The organism is Streptomyces atratus (assembly GCF_040655115.1).
GTDB classification, from domain to species: Bacteria; Actinomycetota; Actinomycetes; order Streptomycetales; family Streptomycetaceae; genus Streptomyces; species Streptomyces atratus_D.
In genome coordinates, this window is the sequence record NZ_JBFAJH010000003.1 from 84083 (window position 1) to 97869 (window position 13787).

At 71.0% G+C, this 13787-nt stretch carries 13 protein-coding genes; 10 read left to right on the plus strand and 3 right to left on the minus strand.

Going from position 1 to position 13787, the window contains the following annotated elements; all coding sequences use genetic code 11:
* Positions 1-27 precede the first annotated feature (27 nt).
* Positions 28-1494 (minus strand): sodium:solute symporter, encoded by a 1467-nt coding sequence (locus AB0I23_RS05525; protein WP_359107090.1) that lies wholly within the window; start codon positions 1492-1494, stop codon positions 28-30.
* 132 nt (positions 1495-1626) lie between these two features.
* Between AB0I23_RS05525 and AB0I23_RS05530 the strand changes: the two genes are divergently transcribed.
* From AB0I23_RS05530 to AB0I23_RS05550, 5 genes are all read left to right on the plus strand, one after another.
* Entirely contained in the window at positions 1627-3129 is a 1503-nt protein-coding gene (locus tag AB0I23_RS05530) for a PucR family transcriptional regulator (RefSeq protein WP_359107092.1), read from the plus strand.
* Positions 3130-3238: 109 nt separating this feature from the next.
* On the plus strand, positions 3239-3436 hold the full coding sequence (locus tag AB0I23_RS05535) for a hypothetical protein (RefSeq protein ID WP_359107094.1): 198 nt from the start codon (positions 3239-3241) through the stop codon (positions 3434-3436).
* Between the two features lie 71 nt (positions 3437-3507).
* A complete protein-coding gene (locus AB0I23_RS05540) occupies positions 3508-4665 on the plus strand; it encodes an acyl-CoA dehydrogenase family protein (RefSeq protein WP_359107095.1) in 1158 nt (385 codons plus the stop codon).
* 154 nt (positions 4666-4819) lie between these two features.
* Positions 4820-5029 carry a hypothetical protein gene (locus AB0I23_RS05545; RefSeq protein WP_359107096.1) on the plus strand — a complete coding sequence of 70 codons (210 nt, stop codon included), beginning with the start codon at positions 4820-4822 and terminating at the stop codon, positions 5027-5029.
* 65 nt (positions 5030-5094) lie between these two features.
* A complete protein-coding gene (locus AB0I23_RS05550; protein ID WP_359107098.1) occupies positions 5095-5319 on the plus strand; it encodes a hypothetical protein in 225 nt (74 codons plus the stop codon).
* 159 nt (positions 5320-5478) lie between these two features.
* Here the strand turns inward: AB0I23_RS05550 and AB0I23_RS05555 are convergent, their stop codons facing one another.
* The gene (locus AB0I23_RS05555) at positions 5479-6258 is read right to left on the minus strand and encodes a phosphatase (RefSeq protein ID WP_359107100.1); all 780 of its coding nucleotides are present in this window, start codon (positions 6256-6258) and stop codon (positions 5479-5481) included.
* Between the two features lie 480 nt (positions 6259-6738).
* Between AB0I23_RS05555 and AB0I23_RS05560 the strand changes: the two genes are divergently transcribed.
* A complete protein-coding gene (locus AB0I23_RS05560) occupies positions 6739-7671 on the plus strand; it encodes a helix-turn-helix domain-containing protein (protein ID WP_359107102.1) in 933 nt (310 codons plus the stop codon).
* A gap of 52 nt (positions 7672-7723) precedes the next feature.
* The gene (locus AB0I23_RS05565) at positions 7724-8311 is read left to right on the plus strand and encodes a Uma2 family endonuclease (RefSeq protein WP_266985408.1); all 588 of its coding nucleotides are present in this window, start codon (positions 7724-7726) and stop codon (positions 8309-8311) included.
* A gap of 98 nt (positions 8312-8409) precedes the next feature.
* Here AB0I23_RS05565 and AB0I23_RS05570 read toward each other — a convergent pair whose 3' ends face one another.
* Positions 8410-9015: an SACE_7040 family transcriptional regulator gene (locus tag AB0I23_RS05570; protein WP_359107104.1), complete on the minus strand. Its 606-nt coding sequence runs from the start codon at positions 9013-9015 to the stop codon at positions 8410-8412.
* Positions 9016-9123: 108 nt separating this feature from the next.
* Between AB0I23_RS05570 and AB0I23_RS05575 the strand changes: the two genes are divergently transcribed.
* From AB0I23_RS05575 to AB0I23_RS05585, 3 genes are read left to right on the plus strand one after another with little or no spacing between them, the layout of a single operon-like run.
* Positions 9124-10731 carry a carboxyl transferase domain-containing protein gene (locus tag AB0I23_RS05575; RefSeq protein ID WP_359107106.1) on the plus strand — a complete coding sequence of 536 codons (1608 nt, stop codon included), beginning with the start codon at positions 9124-9126 and terminating at the stop codon, positions 10729-10731.
* A gap of 14 nt (positions 10732-10745) precedes the next feature.
* Entirely contained in the window at positions 10746-12824 is a 2079-nt protein-coding gene (locus tag AB0I23_RS05580; RefSeq protein ID WP_359107482.1) for an acetyl/propionyl/methylcrotonyl-CoA carboxylase subunit alpha, read from the plus strand.
* Positions 12821-13780, plus strand: coding sequence for a hydroxymethylglutaryl-CoA lyase (locus tag AB0I23_RS05585; protein WP_359107108.1), 960 nt, complete (start codon positions 12821-12823; stop codon positions 13778-13780). Before AB0I23_RS05580 ends, AB0I23_RS05585 begins: the two co-directional genes overlap by 4 nt.
* Positions 13781-13787: the final 7 nt, after the last annotated feature.

The window sequence follows — 13787 nt, forward strand, 5'->3', positions numbered from 1 at the left end:
GCCCGTCCGGCGATTGAGGACACGTAATCAGACGGTCACCGGGTCCGAGTCGGGCGCCTCCGCTTCGGCGCCCCTGCCCGCCAGGCGCTCGCGCCAGGCGGTGAGCACCGCCGCGTCCGTCGGCTTCGTGGCCAGGGACACGATCACGTACACCGCGAGCGAGGACAGCAGCCCGTAGTAGACCGGCTCGTTGGCGAGGATTCCGTACGACGCCATCAGACCGATCACCGCGAGGCCACCGACGGACACCGCGGCCAGCGCGCCGGCGGCCGTGCCGCGACGCCACAGCAGACCACCGAGGATCGGTACGAGCAGCCCGCCGACGAGCAGGTTGTACGCGACGGTCAGGGCCTCGACGACGTTGTTGAGGGCGATGGCGATGGCGATGACGGCCACACCCATGATGAGGATGAAGACCCGGTTGCCCTTCACCTCGTCGTGCTCCTCGCCGCCGCTCCGGGTCACCGCGCCCCGCAGCCTCGACCAGATGTCGTTGTTGGCGACGGTGGCGCAGGCGATCAGCGCACCGGACGACGTCGACATCACCGCGGCGAGTGCGGCGGCCAGCACCAGCCCGCGCACACCGACCGGCAGTTCGTCCTTGACGATGGTCGCGAAGGCCGCGTCCGCGCTGGGCAGCTTCGGGTACATGACCTTGGCGGCGGTGCCGATGACGGCTCCGGCGATCGCGTACACCAGGCAGTACGTACCGGCGACGGTGCCGCCCCAGCGTGCGGTGCGGTCGGTGCGCGCGGTGAACACGCGCTGCCAGATGTCCTGGCCGATCAGCATGCCGAAGGTGTAGATCAGCACGTAGGTGAAGATCGTCTCGCCGCCGATGCCCAGCGGGTCGAAGTACTCGGTGGGCAGCTTCGCCTTCATCTCGCTGAAGCCGCCGGCCTTGATGACGGCGATCGGCAGGAGCAGCAGCAGGACGCCGATCGTCTTGACGACGAACTGCACCATGTCCGTGAGCGTGATCGACCACATGCCGCCGAGCGTCGAGTACGCGACGACGATGGCGCCGCCGAGGATGATCGCGACGGTGCGGTTCATGTCGAAGAGGACGTCGAAGATGGTGGCGTACGCGATGGTCGAGGTGACCGCGAGCATCAGCGTGTACGCCCACATGACGACGCCGGAGATGAGTCCGGCCCGGCCGCCGTAGCGCAGGTCGAGCATCTCGGAGACGGTGTAGACCTTCAGCCGGGCGATGCGCGCGGAGAAGAAGACGGACAGGGCGAGCAGCCCGAGGCCGATGGTGAAGACCATCCAGGCGCCGGAGAGTCCGTACTGGTAGCCGAGGCCGACGCCGCCGATGGTGGAGGCACCGCCGAGGACGATCGCGGCCATGGTCCCGGAGTACATCCAGGGGCCGAGGCGGCGGCCCGCCACCAGGAATTCGCTCTTGGACTTGGCGCGGCGCATGCCCCACCAGCCCATCGCGAGCATGCCGGCCAGATAGACGATGATCACTGCGTAGTCGACAGCCATGGGCTTACCTCCGTCTCAGTCATTTCGCGAAATGTTGCGGGTATGTGTTTCGTGAAGACGGTAGGTGGCCCACAAGCGGCGCTGAAGTGTACGTTTCATCCATTCTCGCCGTAACCAATGGATGGACCATCCATGCCGGACACTCCCACCGGACCCCATTCCTCCACCGTCCCCACGGCCACCACCGGGTCCGCTCCCCCCACTCCGCCCATCCCGCTCGCCGAGCTGCTCGCCCGCGAGGAGCTCCGGCTGCGCCGGATCGCGGGACCGGTCCACGCGGACCTGTTGTGGGTGCACACCTCGGAGATGGCCGACCCGTACCCGTATCTGCTCGGCGGTGAGCTGCTGCTGAGTGCCGGGGTGCTGCTCAAGGACCCGGACACCTATGTGGCCCGGCTGGTGGAGGCGGGGGCGGCGGCGCTCGGTTTCGGGGTGACGCCGGTGCACGACGCCGTGCCGCAGGCGCTGATCGAGGCGTGCGACCGGCACGGGCTGCCCCTGGTGGAGGTGCCGCCCGAGACCCCGTTCACCGCGATCGCCCGAGCGGTGTGGCGGCTGATGGCGGAGGCCCGGCACCGGGAGCTTCGCCGGGTGACGCGCGCCCAGCAGGCCCTGGCCACGGCCGCGGCCCGGCCGGATCCGGTCCCCGCGGTGCTGCACCAGCTGGCCGCCCAGCTGTCGGGGCGGGCGGTCCTGCTCTCCGCGGCCGGCGAGGAGCTGCACGCGGCGGGCCGCCGCCCGCCCCCCGAGGTGCGGGCGGCGCTGACCCGGCTGACCCGCGTGGTCTCCCCCGCCGCGCCTCCCACCTCCCCCGCCCCCACATCCGCGACCGACACCGTCGGCGACACGCATCTCTTCGCGTACGCGCTCGGCGGCGGGCAGGGGCTCGTCCTGGCGCTGTCGACGGGGCGGCGCGAGGCGGGCGACCACACGGTCACCGGGATCGCGGTCATCCTTCTCTCCCTGCTGGCCGCCCCGCACCAGGGCGCCGACGCCGCGGGCCGGTCGGCGGCGCTGGTGCGGATGCTGCTGGGCGCGGACCCGGCGGACGTCGCCCCGCTGCTCGGCGGCGCCGAACTCTGGACGGTGGTGCATGCCCGGCGCAGCAGTGGCGGCCCCGTCGACCCGCTGACCGCCGGGGCGCTGGGTGCCGCGCTGGGGTCGGCGCTGGTCGACGCGGGCCGGGGCGGCGACGCGGTCAAGGTCCTGGTCCCGGGTGGTGAGCGGGTCACCCCGCAGCCCGGCTGGACACTCGGCACCTCCGCCCCCGTCTCCATCACCGCGCTGGACCTCGCCGACGGCCAGGCGGCCCGCGCCCTGGGCCGGGCCGTCGCCACCCGCACCCCCCTGGCCCACCACGACAACGGCACCGGAGGCGGTCTGGCCGCCCTGGTCCCTCCGGACCAGGCCGAGGCCCACGCCCGCGCCCTCCTCGCCCCGCTCACCGAGCCACTGACCGAGACGCTGCGCTGCTGGTTGAGCCTGCACGGCAGCTGGGACCGCACGGCAACGGCCCTCCAGGTCCACCGCAACACGGTCCGCCAGCGCATCGCCCGCTGCGCGACGCTGCTGGACGCGGACCTCGACGACATGGACGTACGGACGGAGCTGTGGTTCGCGCTGCGGCAGCAGTGAGCGGCATTCGCCAGCGACCGCCCACGCCTGACACGGCATCAGGCACGGCGCGTGACAAGACCGACGCCCTCTCACGTGTCCGGGTGTCGCTCCGCGACCTCGGCGTTACGTGGCTGCGACCGGCCTCCGGATCGGTATCCCGGCGGTCGTCGGTCACGCCTTCTTCAGCGCGGCCAGCGTGAGCACGGTCGGGGAATTCACCGAGCCGGATGCACCGCTGAAGCCGCCGCACATGAGCCTCGCGGGCGTGCTGAGCATCACCCTGGACAGCTTCAGTGACCGCCGGGTAACTTTTGACCAGAACTGAGCAAGCGCTTAGCCATCCCGCTGGCCGATGCTCGCCCGAAGCCGATCGAAGCCGACAGAGGAGGCACCCCCGTGCGCCGTACGGTATTCAACGAGGACCACGAGGCGTTCCGGGAGACCATCCGCGCCTTCATCGCGGCCGAGGTCGTCCCCGTCTACGACGAGTGGTTCGCCGCCGGCCAGGCGCCGCGCGAGTTCTACCACAAGCTCGGCGAGCTGGGCGTCTTCGGCATCGAGGTGGACGAGGAGTACGGCGGCGCCGGCATCGACTCGCACAAGTACGAGGCCGTCATCTACGAGGAGACCGCCCGCGCCGGTGTCTCCTTCGGCGGCTCGGGTGTGCACACCCTGCTCGGCCTGCCGTACATCAAGATGCTCGCCACCGACGAGCAGAAGAAGCGCTGGCTGCCGAAGTTCACCACCGGCGAGGAGATGTGGGCTCTCGCGATGACCGAGCCGGGCACCGGCTCCGACGTCGCGGGCATGAAGACCACCGCCAAGCTTTCCGAGGACGGCACGCACTACGTCCTGAACGGCGCAAAGACCTTCATCACCGGTGGCGTGCATGCCGACCGCGTGATCGTGTGCGCCCGTACGTCCGCGCCCCGCGAGGACGACCGCCGCTTCGGCATCTCCCTGTTCGCCGTGGACACCAAGTCGGCGGGCTACTCCGTCGGCCGCAAGCTCGACAAGCTCGGCCTGAAGGTCTCCGACACCGCCGAGCTGGCCTTCGTCGACGTCAAGGTCCCCGTCGAGGACCTGCTCGGCGAGGAGAACAAGGGCTTCGGCTACCTCGGCATCAACCTGGCGTCCGAGCGCTGGGGCATAGCCTTCGGCGCGTACGCGCAGGCCGCTGCGGCCGTCCGGTTCACCAAGAGCTACGTGCAGGACCGCACGGTCTTCGGCAAGACCGTCGCCTCGTTCCAGAACACCAAGTTCGAGCTGGCCGCCTGCCAGGCCGAGGTGGACGCGGCCCAGGCCGTCGCCGACCGCGCGCTGGAGGCCCTCGACGCCGGCGAGCTGACCGCCGCCGAGGCCGCCTCCGCGAAGCTGTTCTGCACCGAGGTCGCGCACCGCGTGATCGACCGCTGCCTCCAGCTGCACGGTGGCTACGGCTTCATGAACGAGTACCCGATCGCGCGCCTGTACGCGGACAACCGCGTCAACCGCATCTACGGCGGCACCAACGAGGTCATGAAGTCGATCATCGCCAAGTCCATGGGGCTTTGAAGCGCTCTCCCTCGTGAACGAGGGAGATTCCTGCCTACCTTGCGGTGGCGGGCTTGACGCGACGGGCGCGCCTGACGATTGCCCTTCCGGCAGCCGGGACGAGCGCGGGGAGTGTCATGAATCAGGTGTGGGCCCTCCACGAAGGAGTCACCTGATGAGTACGAGTGCTGGTCACCTGATCGAGTCTGCTGGGGGCGTGTCGCTTGCCGAGGCTGGTGAGAGCGCCCAGGGTGCCGACGTGAAGTCGATGCCGGTATCCGTGAACGGTCTGTCCGCTGAGTTGCTGGAGGAGCTGGCCGCGCTCGCGGTGGAGCGGACCGCCGAGGGCGGGCTGCCGGTCGCTGCCCGCTCGGCGAGGTCATAGCCGCCACGTCCCGGCTCCACGTGCCGATCTGGGCCGGTCTCGGCGGGCTGGTCACAAGCGGGCTCATGCTCCAGCCCGACCTGCACTCCGTGCTGACCCAGACGAAGATCGCGCTGGTCGGCCTGCTCACCCTCAACGGCCTCCAGGCGGGCCTCCTCGGTCGCCGCGTCGCCGAGGCCACCGAGCCGATCGGCCGCGGAATGACGGCCTGGGGAGGCGCCACGGCACTCCTGTCCCAGGTCTGCTGGTGGGGCGCGGTCGCGATCGGCTTCCTCAACACGAACCGCTGACCGATCCCACCTCAGTGGATCACACCTGCCGGCAATCGCTTCTGCATGGAGGTCACCGGATACCCGACTGTTGTGACGCTCCGTCCGCCTCCGGAATGTCCGCAGGGCAGAGCGCCCCACAGCTGTCGGCGCGGATCGGCCCCGTGCCGTCCGTACGCATCAGAGCAGCCCGGCCGCGTCCAGCAGATAGTCCGTCATCGGGTCGTAGAACCGTGGGTCGAGCACGTGATCGTCCAGCGGCACGACCACCTGCAGGGTGCCCTCCGCCTCGCCCAGGAAGAGCGCCGGGTCGTTGCAGTCCGCGTACCCGACCGAGTCGAGCCCCCGCTGCCCGGCGCACCCCGCCCACCCGTGATCGGCGACGACCAGGTCCGGCAGCGGCCGCTCCTCCCGCTCCAGACCGTCCAGGATCGCCGCCATCGGCGCCGGTGAGTGCGTGTGCCACAGCGTCGCCCCGCGCTCCATCACGGCCACGTCGGCGAACTGGAAGACCATGCCCTCGTCCGCCATCAGCCCGGAGGGAATCCGCACGATCTCGCACCCGGCGCCGCGCAGCGCATCCGCGGTCTGCCGGTGCACGTCCAGCAGCCCACCCGGATGCCCGGTTGCGAACAACACCCGCTCCGCCCCGGCCGCCGCCTTGCGCAGCCGGGCCGCCATCCGCTCCAGCGCGTCGACGGTCAGCTCGGGATCGATGGTGTCCTGCCCGTGCCGGTGCTCCGGATCATCACTGACCCCACAGCGCTCGGCCATCACGGCGAGCACGTCCTGCTCATCGGCCCACCGGTTGCCGAGCTCCAGCCCCAGCCAGTAGTGGCGGTCCCCGTTGGCGAGCCTGCGGTAGTGGGTGAGGTTGTTGTCGCGGGGGGTGGCGACGTCTCCGGCGATGCGCGTACGGACGAGGTGTTCGACAAGGGCGGCGCGGCTGGGTATCGGCATGAACCCATTGTGCCGTCAGGTGTGCGCAGCGTGCCGGGCGTCTTGCGCGGCGGACGCGGAGGGTCGGGCCGCGCTGCCCCCTCCGGACCGTCGCGGAGCGGTCGGATCCCGGCACTCCGCCGTGGAGTGGTGCTCCTGCCACCCGATGGGGCGTGGTGCGGGGCCCGATCCGCGTGACACTGTCCGGACGGACGTGGCCCTCACCGGATCGTGACTGTCGCGACCCGGTGGGCCACGACCCGGCTGACCGCGACGCGGTCCGGCACGACATCAAAAGCTTTTGATTCCTTGGGCAATTACCATTCCCAACCCCTCCCTGTCTCCCGTCACCCGCAAGGGTGAGGTTTGCCAACTGGGCTGGATTTCGGTCCGGTTGGCAGGCATATGCTCGCCGCGACAACCCCAGACATGCGTCGGCCCCCGGCCGGGACTGCGAATCCCGATCGAGGGCCTGACCACCGAGGAAGAAGCACCTTCCCGATGGATACCCAGCAGATTACCGCGCCCTCGCGCGCCACGGCAGGCGATCCCCGTCCTGCCACCCCTTCCGGTGTCATCCACGTCAACACCCGGCACACCAGCCGCTACACGGTCATCGGCAATCACCTCGCCCAGCATCGCGAGATGTCGCTGGTGGCGATCGGGCTGGCCGTGCACATCCAGTCGCTGCCTGCCGGGGCCAAGATCGGTATCAAGTTCCTCGCCGATCGCTTCCCCGAGAGCGAGACCCGGATCGCGGCCGCCCTGCGCGAACTGGAAGGCCACGGCTACCTGTCCCGTACGCGGGAACGGACGCCCGGCGGGCGGGTCGTGACGCGGACCGTGTCGTACAACCAGCCGGGAGGGGACATGGGCCGCCCGGCGCCGCGGCCCGCACCGAGGGCCGAGCGGCAACGGGAGCGGGAACGCCAGTCGGTGGTTCTTGTGGTGCCTGCCCCGGTTACCACCCCAGCCACCGTCCGGGCCTCCGTACCGGAGCAGCGAGCCTCGTCACCCGTCGCGCCGCTGCCCCCGCCGCTTGCCGAGCCGCAGACCCATGACCTCGCACATCACCGCGCCGCCGTCGACCTCCTCGCCGGCCTGCGCCGCGACGATCCCCGGCTGCTGCTCGCCGAGGACGACATCCGCCGACTCGCCCCCGCCGTCGCCGCCTGGCTCGAACGCGACGCCCACCCCGACGCCGTGCGCCGCACCCTCGTCGCCGACCTCCCCGAACCTCTGAAACGCCCAGCGGGCCTCCTCGCCCACCGACTCGCCACCCTCCTGCCACCCCCGCTCCCCGCCGCCCCGGCTGGGGAATCCGTACGGCGCCCGGACCCGCTGCAGAACTGCGACGGGTGCGACCGCGCCTTCCGGGCGCCGGAGCCCGGCGAGTGCTGCGACTGCCGATCCAACCTGATGGAGGCCGCTTAGCATGAACGTGACGACCCTTGATCCCGGGTACAGACGACGAGGAGCGAGCACCATGACCATCGCCCCGGACGACGCACGGCGAGACGCCCGCCTGTACCAGATCATGCGGGACTTCGTCTCATCCATGGACGACACCCTTCCCGGCAAATTCGAGATCACCAAGGAAGGGATCGTCCACGACATGATGTCGCCCGCGAGGCCGCACGAACTCACCACGCTGCGTGTACGGAAACGCCTGGAGAAGGTCCTCCCGGAAGAGCTGGTGGCCCACACCGGGACTCCCGACGTGGAAGACGCGCCCGAGGGCATCATGCGTCACCCCGACGTCATGGTGATCGCCGAGGCGGACATGGAGGGCGAGGGTTCCTTCGAGCCCCGCACGCTCATCGCCGCCGTCGAAGTCGTCTCACGGTCCAACCCGGACAACGACTGGGTGAGCAAGATGCGGGACTACCCGCTTCTGGGCATCCCCCTCTACGTGATCTTCGATCCGCGTACCGGGTCGGGGGCCGTGCTCTCCGACATCCACCCCACGCCGAACGGGCCGCGCTACGCCACGCGCAAGGACTTCCTGTACGGCGAGGACATCACCATCGGCGAGTGGACCATCTCGACCGAGAACCTGCCGCGGTACGCATAGCGCACCGCGGCCTGCCCGGTCGGTATCGCGTACCGCGGCCTGCGCGGTCGGTGCGATCTGCGCACGGCCTGTGGTCAGCGACCCGCGCCCGATCACCGCTAGGAACCGCCCGCCGCCTCGAACGCCCCCCGCGCCAGTCGGTGCAGCAGCGCCGCCGTCGCCGTGCGGCCCGGGAGGGCGCCGGGGCGGCCCAGGTGCGGGGTCGAGTTGAGCAGGCCGAAGACCGCGTGGACGGTGGCGCGGGCCTCGCTCTCGGGGAGGAGCGGGTAGAGGGCGCGGACCACCTCGACCCACAGCTCCACGTACTGGCGCTGGAGCTGGCGCACGCGCTTGCGGTCGCTGTCCCGGAGGCGGTCCAGCTCGCGGTCGTGCAGGGTGATCAGGGGACGGTCGTCCAGAGCGAAGTCGATGTGGCCCTCGATGAGCGCGTTCAGGAGGGCTTCCGGGGAGTCGTCGCCGGAGGTCGCGTCCTCCGTGACGCGGAGCCTTCCGCCGGCCAGGAGGCGCTCGCTGATGCCGACCAGCAGTTCGGCGAGCATCGCGTCCTTGCCGGGGAAGTGGCGGTAGAGGCCGGGACCGCTGATCCCGACGGCTGCGCCTATCTCGTCGACGCCCACACCGTGGAAACCGCGCTCGGCGAAGAGGCGGGCAGCCTCCTTGAGGATCTGCTCGCGGCGCGTGGGGGCGTCCGTCCTGGTGGTCATGGATTCGATTCTAGACAGTGGCGTTAGCGGGCGTTAACCTGAAGGAAACGTGTTAACGCTCATTAACCGGATCGGCGGACCTGTCGACCGGGCAAGGGGGCTCGACGGATGCAGCAGGCACCGGTGCTGGCGAGTGCGGCGGATCCCGCTTCTCAGGGCTGGCTGGCCAACGAGGAGGCGCACCGCGCGCTCGGCGACGAGCTGCGGGCGCGGCTGGCCGCGGCCAGGCTGGGCGGGGGCGAGAAGGCCCGCGCCCGGCATGTGGCGCGCGGGAAGCTGCTGCCCCGGGACCGGGTGGACGCGTTGCTGGACCCCGGGTCGCCGTTCCTGGAGCTGGCGCCGCTGGCGGCCGAGGGGCTGTACGGGGGTGCTGCTCCGGCGGCCGGGGTGATCGCCGGGATCGGGCGGGTCAGCGGCCGGGAGTGCGTGATCGTCGCCAATGACGCCACGGTCAAGGGCGGCACGTATTACCCCATGACGGTGAAGAAGCACCTGCGGGCCCAGGAAGTGGCGCTGGAGAACCGGCTGCCCTGTCTGTACCTGGTGGACTCCGGTGGCGCGTTTCTGCCGATGCAGGACGAGGTGTTTCCCGACCGGGAGCACTTCGGGCGGATCTTCTACAACCAGGCCCGGATGTCAGGGGCCGGGATTCCGCAGGTCGCGGCCGTGCTGGGGTCCTGTACGGCCGGTGGGGCGTACGTCCCCGCGATGAGCGACGAAGCCGTGATCGTGCGGAACCAGGGGACGATCTTCCTCGGCGGTCCGCCGCTGGTGAAGGCCGCGACCGGTGAGGTCGTCACGGCGGAGGAGCTGGGCGGCGGCGAGGTCCACTCCCGTACGTCGGGCGTCACCGACCATCTCGCGGAGGACGACGCGCACGCCCTGCGGATCGTCCGGAACATTGTGGCCACGCTGCCCGCGCGCGGGGCTCTGCCCTGGTCCGTGGAAGCTGTGGAGGAGCCGAAGGTCGATCCTGCCGGGCTCTACGGGGCCGTGCCGGTCGATTCGCGGACGCCGTACGACGTGCGGGAGGTCGTCGCGCGGGTCGTCGACGGGTCGCGGTTCGCCGAGTTCAAGGCGGAGTACGGGACGACGCTGGTCACCGGCTTCGCCCGGATCCACGGGCACCCGGTCGGCATCGTCGCCAACAACGGCATCCTGTTCTCCGAGTCCGCCCAGAAGGGTGCGCACTTCATCGAGCTCTGCGACCAGCGCGGCATCCCGCTGGTCTTCCTCCAGAACATCTCCGGGTTCATGGTCGGGCGCGACTACGAGGCCGGCGGCATCGCCAAGCACGGCGCCAAGATGGTCACCGCGGTCGCCTGCACCCGGGTCCCGAAGCTGACCGTCGTGGTCGGCGGGTCGTACGGGGCGGGGAACTACTCCATGTGCGGGCGGGCCTACTCGCCGCGCTTCCTGTGGATGTGGCCCAACGCCAAGATCTCCGTCATGGGCGGCGAGCAGGCCGCGTCCGTGCTCGCGACGGTCAAGCGCGACCAGCTGGGCGACGACTGGAGCGCCGAGGACGAGGAAGCCTTCAAGGCGCCGATCCGCGAGCAGTACGAGACGCAGGGCAACGCGTACTACGCCACCGCCCGGCTCTGGGACGACGGTGTGATCGACCCGCTGGAGACCCGGCAGGTGCTGGGGCTCGCTCTGACCGCGTGTGCCAACGCCCCGCTGGGTGAGCCCGGCTTCGGCGTCTTCCGGATGTGAGGGAACAGATGACGATGTTCGACACCGTTCTGGTCGCCAACCGCGGCGAGATCGCGGTCCGGGTCATCCGGACCCTGCGCGAGCTGGGTGTACGGTCCGTCGCCGTCTTCAGCGACGCGGACGCCGACGCCCGGCACGTACGGGAGGCCGATACGGCGGTACGGATCGGTCCCGCACCCGCCGCCGAGAGCTATCTCAGCGTGCCCGCGCTGCTGGAGGCCGCCCGCCGCACCGGCGCGCAGGCCGTGCACCCGGGGTACGGCTTCCTCGCCGAGAACGCGGGGTTCGCGCAGGCGTGCGCGGACGCGGGGCTCGTCTTCATCGGGCCGCCCGCTTCCGCGATCTCGCTGATGGGCGACAAGATCCGGGCCAAGGAGACCGTCGCGGCGGCCGGGGTTCCGGTCGTGCCGGGGTCGTCCGGCAGCGGGCTCAGCGACACACAGCTCGCGGAGGCGGCGCGCACGATCGGCATGCCGGTGCTGCTGAAGCCCTCGGCGGGGGGCGGCGGCAAGGGCATGCGGCTGGTGCGCGACGAGGCGCTGCTCGCCGACGAGATCGCCGCCGCCCGGCGTGAGGCGCGCGGCTCGTTCGGGGACGACACCCTGCTCGTGGAGCGGTGGATCGACCGGCCGCGCCACATCGAGATCCAGGTCCTGGCCGACGGGCACGGGAACGTGGTGCATCTCGGCGAGCGCGAGTGCTCGCTCCAGCGCCGCCACCAGAAGATCATCGAGGAGGCGCCGTCCGTCCTGCTCGACGAGGAGACCCGGGCGGCGATGGGCGAGGCGGCCGTCCAGGCGGCCCGCTCCTGCGGGTATGTCGGTGCGGGCACGGTGGAGTTCATCGTCCCGGGCAACGACCCCGCCTCGTACTACTTCATGGAGATGAACACCCGCCTCCAGGTCGAGCACCCGGTCACCGAACTGATCACCGGCCTGGACCTGGTGGAGTGGCAGCTGCGGGTCGCCTCCGGCGAACAACTCCCCTACAAGCAGCCCGACATCACGCTCACCGGACATGCGATCGAGGCCCGGATCTGCGCCGAGGACCCGGCCCGCGGCTTCCTGCCGTCCGGCGGTACGGTGCTCTCCCTCCGCGAGCCGAACGGCCACGGCGTACGGACCGACTCGGGTCTCAGCGAGGGGGTCGAGGTCGGCAGTCTGTACGACCCGATGCTCTCGAAGGTCATCGTCCACGGACCCGACCGGGCCACGGCGCTGCGGCGGCTGCGCACCGCCCTGTCGGAGCTGGTGATCCTGGGCGTGCCGACCAATGCCGGGTTCCTTCGCCGGCTGCTCGCCCACCCGGCGGTGGTGGCGGGCGATCTCGACACCGGGCTGGTGGAGCGCGCGGTGGACGGGCTGGTGCCGGACGGGGTGCCGGAGGAGGTGTACGCGGCGGCGGCGCTGCTGCGGCAGCCGGCCGCCGGGGGCACCTCTCCCGGGGGCAGCTCCGGTTGGGTCGACCCGTTCTCGGTGGCCGACGGCTGGCGGCTGGGCGGCGCCCCCGCGCGCACGGTCCGCCACTTCCGGCTGCCGGGTCACGACCCGGTGCAGGTCGGCGTGCGCTCCTGTCCGGCGGGCACCGAGCTGACGTTCGGCCATGTCGGGGAGGGCGCACTGCCGCCGGCGCCCGCGACGGGCACCTGCGGCCCGCTGGCCCCCCTGCCCGGCGGCACGGAGACAGCCAGGGTCATCGACGTCTCCGCGCACCGCCTCACCTTCGAACTCGCCCGTGTCACCCATACGTTCACGCACGCCGCCTCCCCGGAGGGGAGCTGGCTGGGATGCGACGGCGACACCTGGCACGTGCAGGACCACGACCCCGTGGAGGCGTCCCTCACCGGTGCGGCGCACGGCGGTGCCGACACACTCGCCGCGCCCATGCCGGGCACGGTCACCGTGGTGAAGGTGGCCGTCGGGGACGAGGTCGTCGCCGGGCAGAGCCTGCTCGTCGTGGAGGCGATGAAGATGGAGCACGTCATCTCCGCCCCGCACGCCGGGACCGTCACCGAACTCGATGTGGCAGCCGGTGCCACCGTCGTCATGGACCAGGTACTCGCCGTGGTGGTTCCGAGCGAGGAGGAAGCATGACCGCCGGCAATCTGCCCATGACCGTGCCCGCACCGGATCTGCCCGCCCGGGTGCGCATCCACGAGGTCGGTGCCCGTGACGGGCTGCAGAACGAGAAGGCGGTCGTCCCGACCGAGGTGAAGGCGGAGTTCATCCACCGCCTCGCCGCGGCCGGTCTGACGACCATCGAGGCGACCAGCTTCGTCCACGCGAAGTGGGTGCCCCAACTCGCCGACGCGGAGGACCTGTTCCCCCGCCTCGGGGACATCGAGGGGGTCGCGCTCCCCGTGCTCGTACCCAACGAGCGCGGGCTGGAGCGCGCCCTCGCTCTCGGTGCCCGCCGGATCGCCGTGTTCGGGTCGGCGACCGAGACGTTCGCCGCCCGCAATCTCAACCGCACCGTCGCCGAGTCGCTCGCCATGTTCGAGCCCGTCGTCACCCGCGCCAAGGCGGACAAGGTGCACGTCCGCGGCTATCTGTCGATGTGCTTCGGCGACCCGTGGGAGGGGCCCGTCCCCGTCCACCAGGTCGTGCGCGTCGCCAAGGCGCTGATGGACCTCGGCTGCGACGAGCTCTCCCTCGGCGACACCATCGGCGTCGCCACCCCCGGCCATGTGCAGGACCTGCTCTCCGAGCTGAACGAGGAGGGCGTGCACACCAACACCATCGGGGTGCACTTCCACGACACGTACGGCCAGGCGCTCTCCAACACCCTCGCCGCGCTCCAGCACGGTGTCACCACCGTGGACGCCTCCGCGGGCGGCCTCGGCGGCTGCCCGTACGCGAAGAGCGCTACCGGAAATCTCGCCACCGAAGACCTCGTGTGGATGCTCCACGGCCTCGGCATCGAAACCGGGGTCGACCTCGACGCGCTCACCGCCACCAGCGTGTGGCTCGCCGAACAACTGGGCCGCCCGAGCCCGTCCCGTACTGTCCGCGCGCTCTCGGTTCAACAAACACAGTCCCACAAGGAGTGATCCCCGC